This window comes from Anaerolineaceae bacterium oral taxon 439, assembly GCA_001717545.1.
GTDB lineage: Bacteria > Chloroflexota > Anaerolineae > Anaerolineales > Anaerolineaceae > Flexilinea.
In genome coordinates this window covers 267,949-290,723 of record CP017039.1, presented here as the reverse complement: position 1 = coordinate 290,723, position 22,775 = coordinate 267,949, and the positions used below count along the sequence as shown (strand labels likewise).

The 22,775-nt window shown below is 55.1% G+C and carries 18 protein-coding genes; 17 read left to right on the top strand and 1 reads right to left on the bottom strand.

Annotation, left to right across the window (positions count from 1 at the left end; all coding sequences use genetic code 11):
• The first annotated feature begins 53 nt into the window (after positions 1–53).
• The 10 genes from BEQ56_01410 (at position 54) to BEQ56_01365 (ending at position 12,431) form a co-directional block, all read left to right on the top strand.
• Entirely contained in the window at positions 54–797 is a 744-nt protein-coding gene (locus tag BEQ56_01410; GenBank protein AOH42254.1) for a hypothetical protein, read from the top strand.
• Positions 794–2,107 carry a histidine kinase gene (locus BEQ56_01405; GenBank protein ID AOH42253.1) on the top strand — a complete coding sequence of 438 codons (1,314 nt, stop codon included), beginning with the start codon at positions 794–796 and terminating at the stop codon, positions 2,105–2,107. The genes BEQ56_01410 and BEQ56_01405 overlap by 4 nt, the downstream gene beginning before the upstream one ends.
• Positions 2,108–2,567: 460 nt before the next feature.
• On the top strand, positions 2,568–3,083 hold the full coding sequence (locus BEQ56_01400) for a hypothetical protein (GenBank protein AOH42252.1): 516 nt from the start codon (positions 2,568–2,570) through the stop codon (positions 3,081–3,083).
• An 81-nt stretch (positions 3,084–3,164) separates the two neighbouring features.
• Positions 3,165–4,511: a hypothetical protein gene (locus tag BEQ56_01395; protein ID AOH42251.1), complete on the top strand. Its 1,347-nt coding sequence runs from the start codon at positions 3,165–3,167 to the stop codon at positions 4,509–4,511.
• A 63-nt stretch (positions 4,512–4,574) separates the two neighbouring features.
• Positions 4,575–5,171, top strand: a complete 597-nt coding sequence (locus tag BEQ56_01390) for a hypothetical protein (protein ID AOH42250.1) — start codon at positions 4,575–4,577, stop codon at positions 5,169–5,171.
• A gap of 132 nt (positions 5,172–5,303) precedes the next feature.
• A complete protein-coding gene (locus tag BEQ56_01385; protein AOH44347.1) occupies positions 5,304–7,406 on the top strand; it encodes a hypothetical protein in 2,103 nt (700 codons plus the stop codon).
• A 7-nt stretch (positions 7,407–7,413) separates the two neighbouring features.
• The gene (locus BEQ56_01380) at positions 7,414–9,648 is read left to right on the top strand and encodes a hypothetical protein (protein ID AOH42249.1); all 2,235 of its coding nucleotides are present in this window, start codon (positions 7,414–7,416) and stop codon (positions 9,646–9,648) included.
• A 95-nt stretch (positions 9,649–9,743) separates the two neighbouring features.
• Positions 9,744–10,523, top strand: a complete 780-nt coding sequence (locus tag BEQ56_01375) for a hypothetical protein (protein AOH42248.1) — start codon at positions 9,744–9,746, stop codon at positions 10,521–10,523.
• Positions 10,524–10,709: 186 nt separating this feature from the next.
• Entirely contained in the window at positions 10,710–11,939 is a 1,230-nt protein-coding gene (locus BEQ56_01370; GenBank protein AOH42247.1) for a hypothetical protein, read from the top strand.
• A 78-nt stretch (positions 11,940–12,017) separates the two neighbouring features.
• A complete protein-coding gene (locus tag BEQ56_01365) occupies positions 12,018–12,431 on the top strand; it encodes an Ion channel (GenBank protein AOH42246.1) in 414 nt (137 codons plus the stop codon).
• Positions 12,432–12,633: 202 nt separating this feature from the next.
• On the opposite strand, the gene BEQ56_01360 is transcribed toward BEQ56_01365, so the two are convergent.
• Entirely contained in the window at positions 12,634–13,893 is a 1,260-nt protein-coding gene (locus BEQ56_01360; GenBank protein ID AOH42245.1) for an AAA family ATPase, read from the bottom strand.
• 261 nt (positions 13,894–14,154) lie between these two features.
• On the opposite strand from BEQ56_01360, the gene BEQ56_01355 reads away from it, so the two are divergent.
• The 7 genes from BEQ56_01355 to BEQ56_01325 are packed head-to-tail and all read left to right on the top strand — an operon-like array spanning position 14,155 to position 22,762.
• Positions 14,155–14,922: a hypothetical protein gene (locus tag BEQ56_01355; GenBank protein ID AOH42244.1), complete on the top strand. Its 768-nt coding sequence runs from the start codon at positions 14,155–14,157 to the stop codon at positions 14,920–14,922.
• A 4-nt stretch (positions 14,923–14,926) separates the two neighbouring features.
• A complete protein-coding gene (locus tag BEQ56_01350; GenBank protein ID AOH42243.1) occupies positions 14,927–17,197 on the top strand; it encodes a hypothetical protein in 2,271 nt (756 codons plus the stop codon).
• 43 nt (positions 17,198–17,240) lie between these two features.
• A complete protein-coding gene (locus BEQ56_01345) occupies positions 17,241–18,152 on the top strand; it encodes a ribosome small subunit-dependent GTPase A (protein ID AOH42242.1) in 912 nt (303 codons plus the stop codon).
• Positions 18,153–18,157: 5 nt separating this feature from the next.
• Positions 18,158–19,249: a hypothetical protein gene (locus BEQ56_01340; protein ID AOH42241.1), complete on the top strand. Its 1,092-nt coding sequence runs from the start codon at positions 18,158–18,160 to the stop codon at positions 19,247–19,249.
• Positions 19,246–20,253, top strand: a complete 1,008-nt coding sequence (locus BEQ56_01335) for a hypothetical protein (protein AOH42240.1) — start codon at positions 19,246–19,248, stop codon at positions 20,251–20,253. Before BEQ56_01340 ends, BEQ56_01335 begins: the two co-directional genes overlap by 4 nt.
• 36 nt (positions 20,254–20,289) lie before the next feature.
• Positions 20,290–21,192 (top strand): tRNA (adenosine(37)-N6)-dimethylallyltransferase MiaA, encoded by a 903-nt coding sequence (locus BEQ56_01330; GenBank protein ID AOH42239.1) that lies wholly within the window; start codon positions 20,290–20,292, stop codon positions 21,190–21,192.
• Positions 21,185–22,762, top strand: a complete 1,578-nt coding sequence (locus tag BEQ56_01325) for a hypothetical protein (protein AOH42238.1) — start codon at positions 21,185–21,187, stop codon at positions 22,760–22,762. Before BEQ56_01330 ends, BEQ56_01325 begins: the two co-directional genes overlap by 8 nt.
• Positions 22,763–22,775: the final 13 nt, after the last annotated feature.

Below are 22,775 nucleotides of genomic sequence, written 5' to 3'. Positions count from 1 at the left end.
ATACAAGTCCAATCGAAAAGGCGGCTAAAATCTGAAAGGAACTTGTGATAAGAATGAACATCGCCATAGCTGATGATAGTGTGGGCGACAGGGACGCATTGTCATCTATATTAAAGGAATACGCCGCGGTAAACGGGATGGACATACGCATCCATCCGTTTGAAAGTGCGCAGGAACTGCTAAAAGGCTATTGGCCGCTGCGCTACACTGTGATCTTTCTCGACATCTATATGGATGGGACGGATGGAGTGACGGCGGCAGAAAATATCAGGGGGAAGGACAAGGATACGTTCATGGTTTTTCTCACCACGAGCAGAGAACATTATTTAAAGGCTTTTCACACCCATGCTTTTGATTATATTGAAAAGCCCGCTGCTCCGGATAAAATATACAGGGTGATGGACGACATATGTCGGAAAATATCAGTCCCTTCGCCCTGCCTTAAGCTTTCCTGCGGCAGGAAGGAATTGCTCCTGCCTTATGCTGATATTGTTTCCGTTACAGCTTCGGCTCATAATATCGAAATCCTTGATAAGGATAATTATGTATATAGACAGCGCCGTTCCTTTGCTTCTGTATCCGGGGAACTTTTTAAGGACAGCCGGTTTCTTCTCATCATTCGGGGAGTATGTGTGAACATGGATTACATTCAGGGCATAGAGGGAGGAGCCGTAAAGATCTATGGGAAGATCTTTCCCTGCAGCCTGATGAAACAGGAGCAGCTGATTGAGACATGGAAAAACCATATTTTTACCACGCTGAGAAACGAGGCGAGGGAAAGAAGAAAACACGGATGATGGATTTATTTTTAAATGAACTGCTTTCCTACATCATAATAATACCCGCGGCATTGCTCTGTATTCTCCCGATGAGAAATCAGATGAAATATCCTAAAGGCTCCGTCTTTCTAAGGTTTTTCCCGGCATATGCCCTGTTGAGCATGATCGGTTCCTGGATCACCGTCCGTTTCGCCATAGATGGAAACATCATGTTTTTCGCTGTCATTATGATATGCTTTGTCATCTATGTTATGTGCATAAATGCCCATATCAGCAAGGCTCTTGCGGCGTTCATGAATATGTGCGCCCTGTATGCCATAATTTCAAATTCTGCCGCGTGCTTTGACGCCGCGCGTCATCCCCGGCTTGGAATCAACTCCTCTACTTCAGACTATATCCTTTTTCAGCTGGCGGCGGGAGTGATCTTGACCGCGGTGCTTGCGATATTTTTTTACAAGTATGGCAGCACTCTCATGGATGAACTGGATCTGCCTAAAGTATGGTGCATGACGGTTCCGTTTTCCATGTGCATCCTTCTTATAAATGTGTTCATCCGGCCATTGAAATATGAGACGCTCCACGTGAACCGGATAGGCTGGGTGGCCGCGTTTTCCCTTACAGCGATGTTTTTTGCATGGGTGCTGTCGAACATTACGTTTTATCTGATCGCGAAAGGCATACTGGACGCGGCAAAAGCGGAGCAGCGGCTGAAAATTCTTGAAATGCAGGAAATACAATACCAGACCGTTCAAAAATATATGGATGAAACTGCCAGGGCCCGCCATGATTTCAGACAGACTGTCCGTACTCTTTATAATATGGCGAAGAGCGGCGATGCGGATGAAATACGCGGTTACCTTAAGGCCTATATGGAGTCTTTTCCCGAAAATGAAATAAGGGATTTCTGTGAAAACAGGGCGGTAAATGCGATCCTTAACTATTACGCCGAAAGCGCGAGGGCTTCGGAAACGGTTTTTGATTTCGCTGTTACGCTTTCAGAAAACCTGAATATTTCCGATGTGGATCTGTGCAGTATCATAGGAAACCTTATGGAAAACGCGGTAAACGCATGCAAAAAATCCGATGCAAAGGAACACTTTATCCAGCTGACCGTAACCGGGAGAGGCGGGTGGCTTTACATTGTCTCGACCAACAGTTTTGACGGGCATGTGGATATGAGAAACGGGGCATATTTTTCCGTCGGAAGAAACCATACCGGACTCGGCCTTTCATCCATAGCGACGATCGTATCATCATATGGCGGAACAGCCGAATTTTCCAATGAGGGGAAAGAGTTTCTTGCGAATATAGCCATTCCGTTATACTAGGCATCTCGTGCCGCTTTGACTGCATCTCGTGCCTGTTTTATTGAAACGGCCTGAGATTTTATGTTTAATTAACTGGGTTGCAGATGACTGGTATTGGGATGACGATTGGCGGTAATCAAAAAATCACTGTTTCGTACATAATATCTTTTCTTTACGGCTGTCTTTTTTGCTGTGAAGAAATTACAGGAAAGGAGAACAAAAAGGGAGAAAATATATCGTCGGAACAGCTCTGGGATTGCTGACGATGACGGCGATTTCTTTTCCTGTGGCAGCCTGCGGATTTGATGAGGGTGCACAGGAAAAAAGCGGAAGTAGCCGCAGAGCAGGCTATTGAAGAAACAGGGGTCAATGCAGCAGACATTGATGTATCGGGTTCCTCCATGAGGATTGGGATACCCTGTTCTTTATGATGGCGTGAACGTGTAAATTTAAGAAAGTTAAATCTAAGGAGATAAAAATAATGTTGATTCTGTCTGTGATTTTGGGAATTTTGTTGATGTTTGGCGGCTTTCGGTGTCTGTTTCATCCTGCCGCAGCTTTTCTGGAGACCGGTTATTTTATCGCGATCCTGCTATTTGTATATGGAATTATTGGAATTGCTAATGTGATACGTAAAAGGGCTCAGGCAATAGAACTGGTCGTGCATATACCTGCAATCATCATCGGAATCATTGCGTTTTTCAGACCGGGAACAACTCTGGCTTTTGACGCTGTGATCCTTTATCTTGTTGCGGCATGGTTTATGGCTCAGGGCGCCGTCTCTATTTATGTCTCTATTAAAGCAAAGCCATATAAGAAAGGATGGTATTGGGGCCTGATACTGGGTATCCTGGGTCTTATCCTTGGTATCTACTCGTTTGCTCATCCTATGGTATCTGTATTTGCAATTGGCATGCTGATCGGTATCTATTTGATTGAAACCGGACTGAATATGATCGTGCTTGCAACAGCGATAGATTCTATAAAAAACGAATAAATAGAATGAACAGATTCGGTCATTGTAAGGAGATAAGTATGGTAGCCGGAAACCTTGAGATGTAAAAGGGTAGAGGAGGGCATGGATAGAAGGTACAGCGCCCTGAAAAGACTTTATGAATGCTGCAGTGCGGATCCGTTGCAATTTCCGACAAGGCTGCGGGATGATCCTTCTGAAACCCTCCGGGAGATCGGAGTCGGCGAGGATGTGGTGAGAACCGATGAGGCTCTCGTTATGCTGGACGGTCTTTGTACGCAGAGCTGGGAGAAGAACCCGTATCTTGCGTTATACCGGGACCGGGTACTGGCGGTGGAAAAACTGATCCGGCAGAGGGCTTCCCGTGAGCAATTTGCCTCGGAAAAGATGTACCGCTATATAAACATTGTGCGAAACCGCATCTTCCTCACGAACCGGGAATTTTGCGGCCACGACAATGTCCTGTATTATCCCGTGGCCTTCGAACTTTCAAAAGGCTGCAGTGTTCAGTGTCCTTTTTGCGGCCTTGCCGCGTCCCGGCTGGCTGGCGTCGCCCGTTATGAAGAAAACCGCCTCCTTTGGCACGGCATACTTGCCGCGGTTTTGGAAATTATAGGCCCTGCGGCCGGCATGGGACCTTGTTATTTTGCTACGGAGCCGTTCGACAACCCGGATTATGAGCGCTTCATGGCGGGTTACCGCGAGATCCTGGGGACCGTTCCCCAGACAACGACCGCCGCTGCGCTAAGGGAGCCGGAAAGATTCAGGGCACTTTTGTCGTTTCTTGGCGAAGATGGGCTGCGTGAAGCGGGCATGCGAATATCGGTCTGTTCCCTGAAGGAGTTTTACCGGTTGATGCGGATGTATACCGCTGAGGAGCTGGAGGATATCGAACTTATCGCAAACAATCCCGAATCTGTCAACCGATATTCCGCATCGGGAAGGATGGTTGGGAAAGAGGGAATCCGGTATCCGATTTCCTGTATTGCCGGGCTCATGGTTCGGCTTCCCGACAGGGAGGTCTCCTTCATGGAGCCGGTCAATCCCTCCCCGGAGTACCCGACGGGCGTTCAGACGTTTGAAACGCTTAGCTTCCGCTCGGCGGAGGACTTCCGTGAAAAGGCATCGTTTCTAATCGAAAAGTGGGCGATTGACCGGATCCATGCGGATACAAGGCTGCGCCTGACGCCGCGCGTCCTCTTTAGCCGCGAGGATGCGGTAAACGGGCTCCTCATTGGAAAAGCAGGCGGAATCAGACTCCGCATTGATTCCAACATGGAAGCGATGCTTCTCCACCTTCAGGGAGACGGCATATCGGTTTCCGAGGCGGTCGCGTCCGGCGAGGTGAACGTTCTGGCGGCCGGACGGTTGCTGGGAGCCATGGAGACATTGTTTGAGAAAGGGTTCATAACTCTCTCCGGGAAGGCGGTACGTGATCCGGATGAAGGATGAAATCCTGTTTTTGTCGCTGCCAAGGTGGTACAGCGGCAGAGCCGCCTGGGAGGAGGAAGCGTAATGGGAGAGAAGAAGATATTCATCAGGGAGAATAAACCCGAAGAGAATGATGCAGACCGCATGGAACAGATGATCCGGGTAGTGCCGCGCAGGTATTCTCTGGCGCTGGCCGGAGGACTCATCATCGCCGCAGCCATCCTCTGCTGGGTTTTCCTGGGAGTGATCACCATCACGTCTTCCGCCACGGGGCTGTACCATCCGGGCGCTGCCTCGTATGGGGAAATCCTGTGCTTCATGCCCATCTCCGCCGGGAAGAAGATTGATCCCGGAATGCGCGCAAGCGTATCCCTGTCCGGCTATGACCAGCAGCAATACGGGCATATGGATGCTGAGGTGACTTGGGTGGATCCGTATGTATCATCCGTTTCCGAGATGCAAAGCCTTCTGGGTGATGACCTGATGACAAGCATGTTTACCCAGAGAGGACCGGTGGTGCTGGTAGTCCTGAAGCTTGAGGAAGATGAATCGTCCGAAAACGGGTATTTCTGGAACAATGAACGCGGAAAGTCAGTAAACGTAAAGGACGGGACATGGGCCTCGGTGTCTATCGTAACATCCGTCCAGCAACCGCTCAAGGTGTTCTATCCGGAGTTTTGACGAGAGAAGTTTTGAGGAGAAGCAAAAAGGGCGATGCGGCGGGAAACGGATAAAAATTCGGCAAATGACAAAAAGACCAGGTTCGGCTTTTCTCAAGGGAGCCGCAGAAGGCGGGTTCCCACCGTTTTCCAAATCGAGGCCTGTGAGTGCGGCGCGGCATGCCTTTCAATGATCCTGCGTTATTACCGCTGCCCGGTACCGATGGAGACGCTGAGGGACGAGTGCGGTGTTTCCCGGGACGGAAGCACGGCGGCCGATTTAGTCCGGGCGGGGGAGCTTTACGGGCTTACGGCCAAAGCCTGGAGAAAGAATGCGAAGGCCCTGAGGGACACGCCGTTTCCATGCATCATCCACTGGGAATTTAACCATTTCGTCGTTCTGGAGGGCATCCGGGGAGACTGCGCCTACCTGAACGATCCGAAATCCGGTAGAAGGAAGATCTCCATGGAGGATCTGGAGAGGAGCTTTACCGGGGTGGCGCTGTATTTTGCTCCGGGGGACGGCTTCCACAGGGAATCCGAACCGGATTCCTTCTTCCGTTTTATCTGGAAGAGGGCGGTCCTGAATGTTCCGGCGGTCACGGCCCTGCTTCTGACCGGTCTTTTGCTGATCCTGGCCGGACTTGCCCTTTCGGTGATGACCCAGATGTTCGTGGATCATGTCCTCTTGAAAGAGACGGCTTTCTGGATTTCGAAGATCCTGGCTGTCATAGGGTTTTCCTACGCTTTCCAGATCTTCTTTACATGGATCCGGCAGACGATTCTTGCGAAGCTGAAGCTGAAGCTCACCCTCGTCACAGGATGCAGTCTGGCAGAGCATATGCTTCGCCTTAAGACTTCGTTTTTTTCCCAGCGGTATATCGGGGATCTGTCCACGAGGCTTGACAATAATGATGAAGTCCATGCGTTCCTGGCCGGAGGGCTGTCTTCCGTGCTTCTGGATATCATGGAATCGGTATTCTTTTTTCTCCTGATGGTCTGGTACAGCCCGTTGCTGTCGCTGATCGGGGCGGCAGGGATTGGACTGAATATTCTTTCCAGTTTTCTCATCCTGCGTCCCGTCGCCGCCATGAACCTGAAGCTAAAACAGGACACGGGGCATCTGAACGCGAGGCTCTGCGCGGGATTTTCCATCAGTTCCACCATCAAGGCCAGCGGAATCGAGAGCGAGTATGCCGCAGAGATGATCGGAGGCTATGCGGAAATCACGCAGTCCGACCAGAGACTGGGACAGGTATCCCAGACCCTTTCTGCCCTTCCGGGCATGGTTTTCGGTATAACGAACCTTGCCGTGCTGACTGCCGGTGCGATCTTAATTATAAAAGGCGACTTTACTACCGGTATGCTCACGGCATTCACCATGCTCCTGGGATTCCTTATGAATCCCGTGAAGGAACTGATCTCCATGTCGAGGGACGTACAGGACATGAAGGCGGGACTTGCCAGGGTAGAGGATGTCGAGAATGCGAAAGAGGATCCGAGGTATCATGTAAAAGAGGAACGAGGACATAAGATCCGGCCTCTTTCCGGGTGTGTGGACGTGAAGGACCTGGTCTTCGGGTACAACCGGAACCGAAAACCGCTCCTGAATGAAATCTCCATGGGAATCGCGCCGGGAATGAGGGTGGCAATCGTGGGCGGGTCGGGCTGCGGAAAGAGTACTGCTCTGAAGCTCCTGTCCGGCATCCTGGAGCCTTGGAGCGGGACCGTGCGTTTCGATGGAATGGATATCCGCTCGATACCCTGCGATATCCTGACCGAGGGCATAGCCATGGTGGGGCAGAGTCCCTTCTTTTTCTCTGGGAGCGTTCGGGAAAACCTTACGTTTTTCAACGAGGATTATTCCGAAGAATGCCTTATGGAGGCGATCCGGGATGCGGAAGCGGACGAAATGATCCGAAAGCTTCCCTATGGCCTGGAACATCGGCTTACCGAGGGCGGGGGAAACCTTTCCGGAGGACAGCGGCAACGGCTTGAGATCGCGAGGGCATTATACAGGGATCCGGCCATCCTCATTCTGGACGAGGCGACGGCCGCCCTTGATGCCATTTCCGAAAAGAAAATCATGGAGAACCTGAAGAAGCGCGGGTGCACCTGCATCCTTGCGGCGCACCGCCTTTCGGCAATCCGGGACTGTGACATGATCGTCGTGCTTGCGGGCGGAAGGATCGCGGAATGGGGCACCCATGAGGCGCTTTTGGAAAAAAACGGAATTTACGCAAAACTTGTGGAGTAAAAGCAGGATGGCAGAAAGAATTGAGAGGGAACAGAATCTCTCTTTCAGGGAAGCGCAGAGGCGGGAGAGAATCCGCAGGAATAAAGAGAAGAGGCAGGCGCTGAGGCGGGAAAACGCACAGGAGATCCGGTCGTCTTTCGTCCTGACGAAGGAGCGCAAAAGCGCGAGAAGGGCGGCGCATGCCGATGCCCTTTACTCTTCTTTGAGTTTCCTTTGCGATTATCTGAAGATTCCTATCGTGGCATATGAAACCCTGCGAAGCGCCATGCACACCTATACGGTGGAGGATATTGCGAGACTTTCCGATTTTGACATTCGCAGGGTGGAGACGCCGGAGGACATCGCATCCGCAGATATCGGACCGGTGCTGGCTTTCATGGGAGAGGAGGGAAAGCCTGTCGCGATTACGAACAAGCGGGGGAGGCATAAATACTATTTCGACCCGGAGATCGGGAGTCTTGAACGGCTGGATCCGGAAAAGGCGGCTGGACTCGGAAGGATGGTCTGTCAGATTTACCGCCCTCTGGGAGACGGGGCCTTTACGGGAAAGAAGTTTTTCCATTATGCGATGCAGGAGCTTTCTGCAGGCGACTTCGCATTTATCCTTCTGGGAATGAGCCTCGTGACCTTCGTATCCCTTTCGCTTAGCAGGCTGAATGAGAGGATGTACAATCGGATCATCCCCCAGGGCGATATCCGCAACCTCCTCGCTTATGGCGGCATCCTGATGTCCTTCATGGCGGCCAGCCTCTTTTTTGGCATTCTGCAGTCCCTTGCGTCCTTCCGGGTCAGCAGCAAGCTCAAATACAGCCTGCAGGCTTCTATTTACGGCAGGATCTTCCGGATGAAGGAAAGCTTTTACCGCAGCCGGGATTCCGCCGAGCTGGCTTGGCGCGCCGGAACCTTGCCCAGCTGCTATATTTCGGTTTTCACCAGCATCATGACCGTGATCCTTCAGCTTGTATTCAGCATGTTCTATTTCCGAAGGATGATGTCCTATTCAGCGCAGCTTGGGCTTCTCGGTCTCCTGCTTTCCTCCTGCAGCGCCCTCCTCACCGCAGCCACGGGACTTTTGCTGCAGAATCTGCAGAGCAGGCGTTCCCGCCTGAAGGGCAGGATCCGGGCGTACCTTTACCAGGCCTTTTATGGAATCGAAGCGGTGCGGACCGCGGGTGCGGAGGATTTCGTCCTTCATGAGTATGTGAAGAAGGCTTCGGAGTGCGGTTCCTTGACTTATGAATATGACAGCTGCCAGAAGATATCGGCCGCAGCTTCCATGGGCGTTGGGGCGGTTTCCACAATCCTGATCTATTCTCTGATGGGTGCGGGCGCCGTCAGCATGAGCATCGGCGCATTCATGGGTTTCGTGTCGGTATTCAGTGCGTTTTCCGCCGCCTTCGGACAGGTTTCCGGCAGCGTCATGATGATCTTCAGGATGCTGCCGGTACTGAGGAATTCATCAGACATTCTGAAAACGCCTCCGGAATCCGCTTCCAGGGGCGTCCTGATCTCCGGCCTGGAGGGAAGGATCGATCTTTCCCATGTCACCTTTGCTTATGACAGCTGGGAAGAGCCGGTCCTCAGGGACGTGAGTCTGTCCATTCGTCCGGGAGAATATGTAGGCATCGTAGGAAGAAGCGGCTGTGGCAAGTCCACGCTTCTCCGGCTGCTTTTGGGATTTGAAAAGCCCATGCGGGGTCAGATTGCATACGATGGGATCAACCTGGAGACGCTGAATCCGGTGCAGCTTCGGCGGCATCTTGGAGTGGTGCTGCAGGACGGCGGTCTTTTCAACGGCTCCATCTACAGCAATATCAAGGGAACCGCTCCGGACGCTTCGGAGGAGGATATCGCGTTTGCATTGAAAGCTTCGGAATTGGAGCCGGCGTTGAACGAGATGCCGTTGGGCGTGATGACGCCGGTCATGGAGACCGCGGGCGGGGTATCGGGCGGACAGAAGCAGAGGATCCTCATTGCACGGGCTCTTGCGAAAAAACCGAAGGTGCTAATCTTCGATGAGGCGACCAGCGCCCTGGACAATGAGACGCAGGCAAAAATAAGTGCCCACATTGCCCAGATGAACGCAACGCGCATCGTGGTTGCTCACAGGCTTTCCACGGTGCGGGACTGCGACCGTATCGTGGTGCTTGACAAAGGAGTCTTTTCGGAAATGGGGACGTACGGAGAGCTGATGGAAAAGAGAGGCATGTTCTACGAGCTTGTAAGGAATCAGGTGCTGTGAAGGAAGAAAACCGGATGCAGACATTCCGAATTCGGGATGCTGAAAATATACACTTATATTTGTGAACCTCTTTTGCGGAGGAGAATGGAGAAATTATGAAGTGGTCACAGAAGAAGCTGGAGGAGATTTACAGGAAGGCGATGAAACGCTCTAAGACCGATGAAGCATTCCGCAAGAAGCTGCAGGCAGATTCCGCCTCTGCGCTCGCGGAGATTGCCGGGGAGGATCTGCCTGGAGAGGTGTGGCTGAAGTTCATTGAGAGGGATCCGAACTATGCGGGAACCTTCGTGCAGCCGGATTATATTTCGGACGAGCTGGATATCCGAGCTCTGGAGAAAGTGACCGGCGGCGCGGGAGAGGATCCGGGGCAGTCAGACGGGGGATCGGACGAGGTGGATTCGAACAATCTCGAGTTATCTTTTGTTCTGATCATTTCCGCCTGTGCGGTGGCGATAAGCGTGGCGGCCTGTGGCGCGGATGCCTGTGGGGCGGCGGCAGCCTGTGCGGCACAAGCCTGTGGCGCGGCTGCCTGCGGGGCGGCAGCCGTCTGTGCGGGGGAGGCCTGTGGCGCGGCTGTCTGCGGTGCCGATGGCGTCTGTGCCGGAGATGTTTGTGCAGGAGATGCCTGTGCAGCCTTGGGCGGATGCGTAGGAGATGCCTGTGCCGGAGATGCCTGCGCAGCCTTGGGCGGATGCGTAGGAGATGCCTGTGCCGGAGACGCCTGCGCAGCCTTGGGCGGATGCGTAGGTGATGCCTGTGCCGGAGATGCCTGCGCAGCCTTGGGCGGATGCGTAGCCAATGCCTGCGAAGGAGACGCATGCTATGCTTACGGCGACTGCAATGCCAATGTCTGCGATGCCGTTACTGAATCGTAGGAAGCGGAGGAGTAATTCGGCAATCGAGCGCATAGCTGTAGCTTACAAAATAGAAGGTGTACGAGGTGGTCTGCAAAGATGAAGTGGTCCAAGTATAGTATTCTTTTTGAGTCGCGGCGCAACGGCTGGCTTCTCTTCAATGGCGTTTCCCGCAATTTTCTGAAGGTGGAGCCGGAGGAACTGGATATGGTGCGCGAAATCATGAAGGATCCGGAGGGATATGATTATTCCGATGCAGCTCTGCTCTATATCCAGCTGCGTTCGCTTGGCTTTCTGGTGGAGGATTCTCAGGATGATGCTTTTTACAATATAACCAAAATGCGCGCGCTCACCAACCAGTATGCCACCAGTTCCCTCATGCTGACAATCGCGATTACCAGGGCATGTAATTTCGACTGCAGTTACTGCTTTGAGGGAAACCGCACTGGAAGACCCATGTCGGAAGCAGTGGCGGAAAAGCTTCTCCGTTTCATCGAACACTACAGGACAAAAAATGTCTACCTGATCTGGTACGGTGGAGAGCCGCTTCTGGCGTTTGACAGGATGCTGATGATCAATTCCAGGATCCGCAAGATGGGAAAGCGGGTCCACGCATCGCTGATCACCAACGGATATCTCCTGAACGAGGAGAAGATAGCGCGCCTGAATGAGCTGGGAGTTTCTTATCTTCAGATCACTCTGGATGGAAAAAAAGAAACGCATGATGGAAGAAGGTATTTAAAGAACGGGGCGCCGACCTATGACCGCATCCTGGAGAATGTAGATAAGGTCATGTCTTCGGATTTCAAAGGGATGGTCCATATCCGGGTGAATGTGGATGCCCGGAACGAGGAAGAATTCTACGATGTTTACCACATGATCTCCAGCCGCTATCCGGAAACGTTTGGAAAACGGGTTACGGTTTATCCGGGATTCGTGAAGGGGGACGACCATCCGGACGTCAGCTGTTTCTTCGAGCCGGAGGCCCAGGGCGAATTTCTCATTAAAATGATGAATGAGCATGGGATCAGCCCTTTGAGTGTCTATCCGCGCAGGCAGTTCGGCGGCTGTACGCTGACGAAGAGGAACGCCTTCGTGGTAGGCCCGGACGGAGAGCTGTACAAGTGCTGGGACGATGTGGGGCTTCGGGACAAGGTGGTTGGAAGCATCGACCGCTTTGATAATTGGAATCTGGGGATCATCGCAGAAGGCATGGTGGGCTGTTCTTACCTGGATTCCCAGGAATGCAAAGAGTGCTTTTATTTCCCGATCTGCACCGGTGGCTGCCATCGGATCCGACAGAAAAACCTGCATGCGGATCCGGACCGGCGGCACAGCCCATGTACATATTTCAAAGGAAACCTGGAACAGCTGCTGGAGCTTCATTATGAGAGAAAGCTGCGTCAGGTCCATGCGAAGCAGTCCGAAAACGCATAGACTCCCACATGAGAAGGGCTGTGTTGTATTCAGAGCCAGATTCAGCGGCTGAAAAGTGGCGGTTAAGAGGGTATATAGATGAAACGGTTACGGATTTTAAACGGGATATTGAAAAAGACGCATGCGTACAGGCTGATTGCGGGCTTTGTTATATTCTTTTTTCTGGATGCTTTCCTTATCCTGCTGGCAGAGCCGGGGATCACGAATTACCGAGATGCGCTCTGGTACTGTTATTCGGTCTTTTCCACTGCGGGATTTGGGGATCTGGTGGCTGTCACGATCCTGGGAAGGATTCTCTCTGTCCTGATCACGTTATATACCATACTGATCGTCGGTCTGGTCACCGGGGTCATCGTGGCCTTTTATAATGACATGGTATCCATAAAATACAAGGCCTCCATAGCGGAAATTCTGGATCAGTTAGAGCATTTGGAAACCCTTTCCGGAGAAGAACTGGCGGAGCTTTCGGCTAAAATACGGAAAGTCTTTTGAGTCGTTCTGCAGCGGTTACCATTCACAGGATCACTCCTGGTATTGTAGGATTACCATAGATGCGTTACAAGTTGTAAGGAAAAAGACAGCGAATAGATAAATCTCATTGATCGTTAAAGCGCTTGATTTCCATGTCGGGCGTTAAACTTCGTGAATCCGGGATATGGCCGGCTTTTTCTGGCCGGGGCGGGAAATCGCGCGGTTATCGGTCGAGGCTGCCTTCGTCGCTCAGGAATTCCTTAATCCCCATCGTGACCAGCCCGTTTTCATCTCTCCGGAGCAGGATCGGGTCCCGTACGATCAGGATTTTCCGGAACGAGTCCCTGACGTTCAGGAGCGGGCGTTTCTCCTGATTCTTTTTTTCTTCCGTCTGGAGCGTGAACGCCGATTGCAGGTAATACCGTTGGTTCCCGCGGTTCGCGACGAAGTCGATTTCCGTCTGCTTCCTGCGATAGGCGCCGCTTTCGCTTTTCTCGCTGACTTCGACGACGCCGACGTCGACCGAAAACCCACGGTATCGGAGCTCGTTAAAAATAATATTCTCCATGATATGGTTCTCTTCGTTCTGGCGGAAGTTCAGCCGCGCGTTCCGCAGCCCGACATCCTCGAAGTAGATTTTTTTCGGCGTTGAGATATATTTTTTCCCTTTGACGTCATATCGCGCCGCGGACTTAATTAAAAACGCTTCCTCGAGATAATGAAGGTACTGGGCGACCGTCGATGGGGAAATATCCGTCTTTCCCGCGCTTTTAAACGCGGCGGATAATTTTTGCGGATTGGTGAGCGAACCGATCGCCGAGGAGATAACGTCAATTAATATCCGAAATTCTGAATCTCCCCGGATTTGATTCCGATCGAGAATATCCCGCAGGTAGACTTCCTCGAAAAGGGATTGAAGGTATTCCGCTTTTTTCGCGACCGACGAAAGCGTTAAGATGTATGGGAGCCCGCCGAAAGTATAATATTGTTCCCAGACTTCATCCCAGCTTCCGGAGCAGGCTGAACTGAATTCGCTGAACGTGAGCGGGTACATGCGAATTTCATCGCCCCGTCCGCGGAATTGCGTAAGGATATCGGTCGAAAGAAATTTTGAGTTGCTCCCGGTTACGAAAACGTCGGCGTTGTTAAGATGAAGAAATCCGTTTAACACGTCTTCAAACTCTTTCATCAGTTGAACCTCGTCCAGCAGGACATAAGTTGGATTCGGATCGTTTTCATCGATTCGTCCCGTAACATAGCGGTAGCATTCGTCCGGGTCGCGGAGATCTTTAAACTTCCGATCGTCAAAAGCAATTTCAATAATGTGGTCCTCCGCGACGCCCTCGCGGATCAGTCGGTCCTTGAACAGCTTAAAAAGAAGATACGACTTTCCACAGCGGCGCACGCCGGTGACGATTTTGATCCGGCGATTGCCTCGATCCTCGAGAAGCCGGTTCAGGTATTGATCCCGTTGAATCTGCATGTGTGCAATCCTGTTTTTGATTTTAAATTTAAAATACTGCTCTTCTAAAACCAATTGTACTATGATCGGATGTGCAGTTCAGATTCAGGAAGAAATTTTCCTTTATCTGAAACAGGAACCCCGGAATGGGATTTTGTAAGCGGTCGATTTCGCTTTCCGATGGGGCGATCGGCCCGCCCCTCTTTGGCGCTTCAGGGAACCGCGCGACGATCGATCGGGCGGGAAAAGCGGTCGGTCAGGAGAATCTGATAGAATTATCCTATGACAACCGGTTCAGAGAACATCGGCATGGTTCTGGCTTCCGGGTCGCCGCGCCGGATCGAAATATTGCGGCGGTACGGCCTTTCATTCCGGGTTCTGCCGGCGGAGATCGACGAGTCGATTTTTCCGGGCGAAGACGTATTCGCGTACTGCGACCGGGTCGCGCGCGAAAAATGGCTCGCGGTCGCGGCGCGGCAAAGCGTCCGTCCTGGAGAAATCCTGATCGCCGCGGATACGATTGTCGCGCTGGAACGGGTCCGTTTTGGAAAGCCGGTTTCCCGGGAGGATGCGTTCCGGATGCTCCGCGCTTTAAGCGGACGGGCCCATGTGGTCCATACTGCGCTCGTGGTTGGGATGAAGACATCCGGCGGATTCTCGTTGACCGCGACGGCGACGGATACGACCGTCAACATGGCGCTGTTATCGGAGGACCTGATCTCGGCGTACGTTGAAAGCGGCGATCCGTTCGGAAAAGCGGGCGGCTACGCGATTCAAAATCCGGATTTCCGTCTCGTTTCGTCGTTTGCCGGCTGCTACGCGTCGGTTGTCGGCCTCCCGATTTGTCATCTGGACGCGCTGCTGAGAAGAATGCACGCTGCGCCGGCCGAAACGGCGGAAAAGAGCTGCCGGTATCGGCTGGAGGGGTACTGCGATCTGGACTGCGCGGCGCTGAAACGCGGCATGCCGGTTTCACGTGAAACGGTATCGGCGGCCGCGCCGGTAAGAAATATAAAAAAAGAAAGCGTATTGAATGAAGTACAGAGGTAGAAAGATGAAGAAAGCGTTGATGCTGGTCCTGCTGATTTCCATGGCTGCTTCTTCCGGATGCGGCCTGATTCCCACGTCGGAGCCGACGGCGTCGCCGACGGTCGCGGTTGACACGGAAACGCCGACCCCGCTGCCCGATCCCGTGATCCACGTGACGTCCGTCCCGAGTTCGCGCGAGGCGGCCGAAGCGTTCCTGAAGGCCTGGGAAAACGAGGACTATATTGGGATGTATAACCTGCTTTCGCAGGTTTCCCGGGATGCGATTTCATATGACGCTTTTACTGAACGTTATACGTCGACGTCGATCAATCTGACGCTGGACAAGCTGACGACGTCGATTACCGCGCTGCTGACGAACCCGACGAGCGCGCAGGTCGGTTACCATACCGTCTACGATACGAAGGTCGCCGGATCGTTCGAGCGGGATATGGAAATGAACATGGTCTACGAAGGCGACGCCTGGAAGATCCAATGGGAAGACGGGATGCTGATGCCCGAGCTTCGCGGCGGGAACCAGATCAAGCTCGATACGACGGTCCCGTCGCGCGGGATTATTTACGATATCGAGGGCGTTCCGATGGCGGCGGAAACCGCAGCGTACGCGCTCGGAGTCGTCCCCGCGAGCGTCGGGGAATCGGCCTGGAAAGGGCTCGTCAGCGAGCTGTCCCGGCTGACCGGGAAAACGCCTCAGATTATCAACCAGATCCTGACCGAGGCGAACGCGTACGATTACGTTCCGGTCGGCGAAGTCCCGGCGGCGGATATCGAGGACCGGATTTCCAGCCTGTCGCAGTATACCGGCCTTTTCAGCAGCCGCTACGACGCGTCGCGTTTCTATTATTTCGGCGGTTCCGCGCCCCATATCGTCGGCTACGTTCAGCCGATCGGCGTGGAAGAGGTTGACGAGATGCGCCGCGAGGGGTACGCGATTAACGAGCGCGTCGGCCGCCTCGGGATCGAAAAATGGGGTCAGGACATGCTGACCGGAAAGCGCGGCGTTTCCATGTACGTAACCGACGCCGACGGAAACGCGATAACCCGTCTTCAGCGGATCGAACCGACCCAGGCGAATTCGATTTATACGACGTTTAACGAAGATTTTCAATACGACCTGCAGCGCGCGATTCATGGGTTCAACGCCGCGATCGTCGTCCTGGAAGTCGACACTGGCAGGATTCTGGGCCTGGCTTCGTCGCCGACGTTCGATCCGAACCTGCTGGACTACGTCAATTACAACTCCTCTTATTCCGCGGACGCGTTGTACGGGCCGGAGCGCCCGATGTATAACCGCGCGAGCCAGGGTCAATATCCGCTCGGATCGGTCTTCAAGACGATCGTGATGGCGGCGGCGTTGGAATCCGGCCTGTATACGGTCGAATCGGAAATGGACTGCCCGTATGAATGGACGGGGCTCGAAGGGATCACGCTGTACGACTGGACGAAGGAACATGAAATTTCGCCATCCGGACGGCTGAACCTGCAGGAATCGCTGATGCGCTCGTGCAATCCCTGGTATTACGAACTGGGACTGCAGCTGTATCGGAAAATGGGCCAGGATTATCTCCCGAGCATGGCGCGCGGATTCGGGCTGGGATCGCTGACAGAAGTCGGCGAAATCGAAGAAGCGCCGGGAAAAATCGAGACGCCGCGAGAAGAATTATCCTCGGTTCAGATGGGGATCGGTCAGTGGACCGTCCTGGTGACCCCGCTTCAGGTCGCGCGCTTCATGGCGGCGATCGCGAACGGCGGGACGCTCTACCGTCCGCAGGTCGTCGAACAGATTATCGGCCCGGATGACGAAGTTGTATACGCGTTTGAGCCCGAGGAGCAGGGGAAACTCCCGGTTTCCGCCCAGACGCTCCAGATTATCCGTGAAGCGCTGTCGATGGTGACGTCGAATCCGCGCGGAACCGCCGCGCATGTCTTCCGCAGTCTGCGTTATCCGGTCTGGGGAAAAACCGGCTCGGCTCAGACAGGCCCGGGCGTCAAGCCGCATGCCTGGTTCGCCGGGTTCACCGACGAAAATAATCCGGATAAACCGGATATCGCGGTCGCGGTCCTCGTCGAAAATATCGGCGAAGGCTCCGATTACGCCGCGCCGATTTTCCGCCGCGTGATCGAGCTGTACTTCGATGGGCAGGCGACGCTCCTGTATCCCTGGGAAGCGGCGGTTTACGTGACGAAGACGCCGACCCCGACGGCGACGCCGACGAAGACGCCGGTCCCGACGCGCGCGCCGTGGGAAACGCCGCCGACCGAAACCCCCGAGCCGTAAAGGGGCCGGATGGATTCGCTCAGCGCGAAGAAACAGGCCTGATATGGCGGACCAGGGGCGCGTGCTGCGTTTTGCGTCGGATTTTTTCTACGTTTTCGCGAACGGTCGGCTGGTGACCTGTAAAGCCCGCGGGAAGATAAAATCCAGGGCGCAGCATACCGATATCATTGCGATCGGAGATTTTGTGACCTTCGAACCGCTCCCGGATGGCTCGGGAATGATTACCGACGTGCTCCCGCGGACGTCCGAATGGGTTCGGATGATGACTGGGACGAAGGTTCCGTACAGGCAGGTTCTGATCGCGAATCTGGATCAGGTCCTGATCGTCTTCGCAGCCGCGGATCCGGAACCGAGGCTGCGGATGCTTGACCGTTTTCTGGTCATCTGCGAACGGCAGCGGATTCATCCGCTGATCGTGATTAATAAACTGGACCTCGTCGACGAGGCGGAAACGAAGGCGCGCTTTGCTGCGTACGCCCGGCTGGGCTATGAAACGGTTTTCGTATCGGCGAAGGACGAGCGGACCGGCGCGCTCCTCCGGGAACGCGTCGTCGGAAAGATCAGCGGGCTGCTCGGCCCGTCGGGCGTGGGGAAAAGTACGCTGCTGAACTGCGTGGACGATACGCTCGACCTGAAGACCGGCGAGATCAGCGATTTCAACCGCAAAGGGCGGCATACGACCGTCGTCCGCGAGATGTTCCCGCTGAAGGAAGGCGGTTTTATCGCCGACCTCCCGGGAATCAAGACGCTCGGCCTATGGGATATTCAGCCGGAAGAGCTCGACGGGTATTTTCCCGAGATCCGCCCGCTGGTCTCGCGCTGTTTTTATTCGGACTGTACGCATGACGAAAGCGAGGTCGATTGCGCCGTCCGCGAGGCGGTCGCGGCGGGGACGATCGATTCCGGGCGCTATGAATCGTACTTAAGAATGCGGTTCGGGGATCCGGAAATTTAATCGGAATGGGGGAGAAGATGCGGAAGAAAATAGAATGGGTTCAATACGAGCTGGTTTTGAAGACGCCGTTTACCGTATCCTACGGCTCGTCTTCGACGCGGACCGCGTTCCTGATCCGAACGGACGACGGCGGATTTGGCGAGGGGACGATCCCGTTTTATTATGGGATCCCGTTCGCGGCGATGACTGCGGCCTGGGGGCGCGCGGCTGGAAAATCCTTCCCCGAGACGGTCGACGAGATCCCAGCGGCGATCGAGCCGGGAATTCCGGCGCCGGCCGCCGCTGCGCTCGATATCGCCTATCATGACCGTCTGGCGCGGAAGCTCGGCGTCGGGCTGTATGCGCTGATAGGATTGGCGCGCCCAGCCCCGGTTCCAACGTCCTATACGATCAGCCTCGATCGTCCGGAAGTCATGGCGGAGGCGGCGCTGCGCGTGAAAAGCTTCCCGTTCCTGAAGGTCAAGCTCGGAACCCCGGGAAAGGAATCGCTCGACGAAGAGCGGATCCGAGCGATCCGCGCCGCCCGTCCCGACGCGCGGATCCGTGTCGACGCGAACGCGGCCTGGGACGCGGAAGGGGCGATCGCGCTGATCCGGCGGCTGGAAAAATACGATCTGGAACTCGTGGAACAGCCGACGGCGGCGGACGATATCGCTGGAATGGGACGGGTTCAGAAAGCGACCGGGCTGCCGGTTGTCGCCGATGAATCGGTCCGGACGCTGGCGGATATCGATCGGCTTCATGAAGCCGGGGTGCGCGGTGTTAACGTGAAACTGATGAAATGCGGCGGGATCGCGCCGGCGGTCGCGATCGCCCGGCGCGCGAAGGAATACGGAATGGGCGTTATGCTCGGATGCATGGTTGAAACGTCCGCGGGCGTATCGGCGATGGCCGCGCTCGTCAGCCTGGCGGATTGGATCGACCTGGATACGCCGCTGTTAACCGCGAACGACCCGTTCGAGGGATTATCGTATGATGAAAAAGGTTCGCTCCTTCCGACGGCAGGGTTCGGGCTGGGCGTCGCGCTGAAGAAGGAAGCGCGGGGCCTGTTCGGCGGGTCCGCGTTGGGGACGGATCCGCGAAAGGAGGAAATATGAAGAAAAACGCAAAAACTTATGTCCGAAAATTTAACCAGAAATATGGCGCTGAGAAGAATCTGGCGATCGTCGCCCTTTCGCTCCTGTCGTTCGAGGAAGGGAAGCTGATCCTTGGCGGCGAGGTCCTCCGCGAAAAGACGTTATCGGATTTCAGGAAGGAAGCTTTCGCCGAGCTGGAAGGCGTTCAGGAAGTCGATACCAGCGCGGTTAAGGTCCTGCTGACCGGGGAGACGGAAATCTATCGCGTCGCGAAGAATATTACCTCGATGCACGCCGGCGTCTCATTTCTCAGCGAGATGACGACGCAGCTCTTCTATGGCGACGAGGTCGCCGTTATCCGCGACGAGGGCGATTGGGTTTACGGCTGCAATCTCCGCGACGGCTATTTGAGCTACACGTATAAAAAATATCTCGAAACGTTTACCCTCCCCCCCGCGACGCATATCGTCAGCGCGCCCTCGGCGCTCGTCTACGCGGCTTCGAGCGGGGACGAAATCCTGACCCGCGTTTTAGCCGGGACATATACGTCGATCCTTGACGAGTCGGGCAGCCGCGCGCTGATCTACGCGCCGGAGATCGGCTGGGTTGAAAAGGAATCGCTTCGCGCGTTCAACGATTTCCCGAAGCCCGGCGACGCGCTGCGCCGGGATCTCTGTGAAAGCGCGTGGAAGCTGATCGGCGTACCTTATTTATGGGGCGGGTCAAGCGCGTTCGGGATCGATTGCTCCGGTCTGGTCCAGCTGGTTTACCGCTGCAGCGGGATCGAGCTGCGGCGCGATGCGCATATGCAATTCGATCAGGGGCATGAAATCAAGCATCCTTTTGTCGCCGGGGACGCGCTGTTTTTCGGCGATAAAAAAGGCTCGATCGATCATGTCGGAATGAGTCTGGGCGGCTGGAAAATGATTCATTCTTCCCAGGCGAAGAACGGCGTTTATATCGACGACGTCCTTTCCGTTCCGCACCTGCGCGACAGCTTCGTCGGCGCGGCCCGCCTGGCCTGAGCGGATCATGACCGGAACGAAAGCTGCTGAAGGAAGATGAGCGCGACGGAACGGATACCGATTCTCGTGATCGTCGGGCCGACGGCGGTCGGAAAGACCGCCTTTTCGATCGCGCTGGCGAAGGCGTCCAACGCCGAAATCGTTTCGGCCGATTCGCGTTATTTTTATCGAGGGATGACGATCGGGACGGCGAAACCGACGAGCGGCGAGATGGACGGCGTCCGGCATCATCTCATCGACGTATCCGACCCGGACGAACGTTGGAGCCTCGCGCGGTTCCAGCGCGAAGCCGACGCCGCGATCCGGGATATCGCCGGGCGCGGGAAGAACGTTATCGTCGTCGGCGGGACGGGTCAGTATGTCCGCGCGTTGCTGGAAGGCTGGGTTCCGCCGGAGCTGAACGCGGACGAGAAGCTTCGCTCCGTTTTAGAGCGGTATGGAAAAGAAATCGGCGCGAAGGCGCTGCATGAAAAGCTGGCGATTTTGGATCCGGCCGCCGCGGCGCGGATCGAATATCAGAACATGCGCCGGACGATCCGCGCGCTCGAAGTCGCCTTTTCGACCGGCCGCCGTTTTTCCGATCAGCGGCGTCAGGTTGAATCGCCTTATCGGGCGACAATTCTCGGCCTGATCCGCGATCGCGCCGAGCTCTACGCGCGGATCGACCGGCGGATCGACCGGATGATCCGCGACGGTTTTCTCGACGAGGTCAGGGGGCTTCTCAATCAGGGATATTCGCCGTCGCTGCCGTCGCTTTCCGCGATCGGCTATCCGCAGCTCGCCGCGGTGATCGACGGGACGGCGACGCTCGAAGACGCGGTTTTATCGATCCGGAAGGCGACGCGGACTTACGTCCGACGTCAGGCGAACTGGTTCAAGCTGACCGATCCCGCGATTCACTGGCTCCATTTATCCGAAGGAAGCGCCGATCATGTTTGAAACGCTGAAGCGGATTCGCGCGCTCCGTTCGCTCCTCCTTCCGGTTTACAACGCGACGGTTCGAAAGGTTCTTAATTCATACCGGTATTGGATTTTTCGAAACGAGCCGGCGTTCCCTCCGCTTCCGGCGGACGCGCCCGAGGTCGTCCCAGTCCGGGTCATGCCCGACGGACGTTTTATGATCCAGGGCGCGAAAGAAATAACCGTCGAAGCCGGCGCGCTGATGGAGGCGTTTCCGAAGGCGGGCTGGTTCGCGCTGATCGAGGACGGCGCGGTATTCAGCGAACGGGGAATCCCGGCGGTCCGGCGGGCGATCCTGGATTCGGCGGACGCCGAACTGATCTACGGCGATACGGACCGGCTTACCGCTTCCGGGAGGCGGACCGAGCCTTGGTTCAAGCCGGATTTTAATATCTACGCCTTTCGCCAGGAAAACCTGCTGCGGCCGCTCTGCGTCGCGCGCCGGGAGCTTCTCCTTCGCGCCGCCGCGCCGGGCGCAGCGATCAGCTGGCCCGAGCTGACCTTCCGTCTTGTGGAAGCCGCCTCCCGCGTGGATCATTGTCCCGAAATCCTGACGCACTGGACGGCGGAGCATGACCCCGCCGGCGCCGCTGTCCTCGCGCTCGAAAACGAAGCCCTCCGCGCCCATCTCAATCGGACGCGGATCGACGCGCGGATTTATCCGCTCCGCGCGCTCCCCTGCCGGCGCGTCCGTTACGCGCTCCGCTCCGCTCCGCTCGTTTCGATCCTGATCCCCAACAAGGATCAGCGCGAGCTGCTGGCGCGCTGCGTCGCGTCGATCCGGGAACGGACGACGTACCCGAACTACGAAATCCTGATTATCGAGAATAACAGCGTGACGCCGGAAATCGAGGCTTATTATCGAGAGCTTGAAGCGGATCCGGCGTTTCCTGGAAAAGTTATCCGCTATCCCGGCCGGTTTAATTTTTCGCTGATTAATAACTGGGGCGTCGAGCGGTCGAAGGGGGAGCTGTTGCTGTTTTTGAATAACGATACCGAAGTTCTGAGTCCGAATTGGCTGGAGGAAATGGTCTCTCTGGCGATCCGGGAGGACGTCGGCGCGGTCGGGGCGAAGCTCCTTTTTCCCGATCGGAAAATTCAGCACGCGGGCGTCAGCTTCGGTTCGTTCGGGGAACGTTGGCTTTTTCACGTGTACGAAGGGCTGGCGGAGACCGCGCCGTCGTATCACGGCGCGACGCGCAAGCTGACCCCCGCGTTGGCCGTGACCGGCGCGTGCCTGATGATGCGGCGCGCGCTGTTCGACGAGATCGGGCGATTTCCGGCCGATCTCCCGATCGTGTATAATGATATCGAGATATGCTTTGCCGCGTTCGCGCGCGGAAAAACGAACCTGTTTACGCCGTTCGCGCGCCTCGTTCATTATGAATCCGCGTCTCGCGGGAAAACGCTGACCGAGGCGGAGCTGGAAACGATCCGACGCGATTTCCGGAGGCTGATCGGCCGGTACCCGGAAATTTATCGGAGGCCGGATCCTTTTTATTCGCCGCGGCTGACCTTTGATCAGATGTATTTTGAAAAAATAACGTAGCAGGTTTTTTTTG

What these genes read in the sequence shown, in the direction of transcription:
- BEQ56_01400 (AOH42252.1), top strand. Translation starts at nt 2,568, where the DNA reads ATGTTGATTCTGTCTGTGATTTTGGGAATTTTGTTGATGTTTGGCGGC.
- BEQ56_01405 (AOH42253.1), top strand. Translation starts at nt 794, where the DNA reads ATGATGGATTTATTTTTAAATGAACTGCTTTCCTACATCATAATAATA.
- BEQ56_01370 (AOH42247.1), top strand. Translation starts at nt 10,710, where the DNA reads ATGGTGCGCGAAATCATGAAGGATCCGGAGGGATATGATTATTCCGAT.
- BEQ56_01360 (AOH42245.1), bottom strand. Translation starts at nt 13,893, where the DNA reads ATGCAGATTCAACGGGATCAATACCTGAACCGGCTTCTCGAGGATCGA.
- BEQ56_01350 (AOH42243.1), top strand. Translation starts at nt 14,927, where the DNA reads ATGAAGAAAGCGTTGATGCTGGTCCTGCTGATTTCCATGGCTGCTTCT.
- BEQ56_01365 (AOH42246.1), top strand. Translation starts at nt 12,018, where the DNA reads ATGAAACGGTTACGGATTTTAAACGGGATATTGAAAAAGACGCATGCG.
- BEQ56_01375 (AOH42248.1), top strand. Translation starts at nt 9,744, where the DNA reads ATGAAGTGGTCACAGAAGAAGCTGGAGGAGATTTACAGGAAGGCGATG.
- BEQ56_01410 (AOH42254.1), top strand. Translation starts at nt 54, where the DNA reads ATGAACATCGCCATAGCTGATGATAGTGTGGGCGACAGGGACGCATTG.
- BEQ56_01355 (AOH42244.1), top strand. Translation starts at nt 14,155, where the DNA reads ATGACAACCGGTTCAGAGAACATCGGCATGGTTCTGGCTTCCGGGTCG.
- BEQ56_01395 (AOH42251.1), top strand. Translation starts at nt 3,165, where the DNA reads ATGGATAGAAGGTACAGCGCCCTGAAAAGACTTTATGAATGCTGCAGT.
- BEQ56_01335 (AOH42240.1), top strand. Translation starts at nt 19,246, where the DNA reads ATGAAGAAAAACGCAAAAACTTATGTCCGAAAATTTAACCAGAAATAT.
- BEQ56_01325 (AOH42238.1), top strand. Translation starts at nt 21,185, where the DNA reads ATGTTTGAAACGCTGAAGCGGATTCGCGCGCTCCGTTCGCTCCTCCTT.
- BEQ56_01330 (AOH42239.1), top strand. Translation starts at nt 20,290, where the DNA reads ATGAGCGCGACGGAACGGATACCGATTCTCGTGATCGTCGGGCCGACG.
- BEQ56_01380 (AOH42249.1), top strand. Translation starts at nt 7,414, where the DNA reads ATGGCAGAAAGAATTGAGAGGGAACAGAATCTCTCTTTCAGGGAAGCG.
- BEQ56_01340 (AOH42241.1), top strand. Translation starts at nt 18,158, where the DNA reads ATGGGGGAGAAGATGCGGAAGAAAATAGAATGGGTTCAATACGAGCTG.
- BEQ56_01390 (AOH42250.1), top strand. Translation starts at nt 4,575, where the DNA reads ATGGGAGAGAAGAAGATATTCATCAGGGAGAATAAACCCGAAGAGAAT.
- BEQ56_01345 (AOH42242.1), top strand. Translation starts at nt 17,241, where the DNA reads ATGGCGGACCAGGGGCGCGTGCTGCGTTTTGCGTCGGATTTTTTCTAC.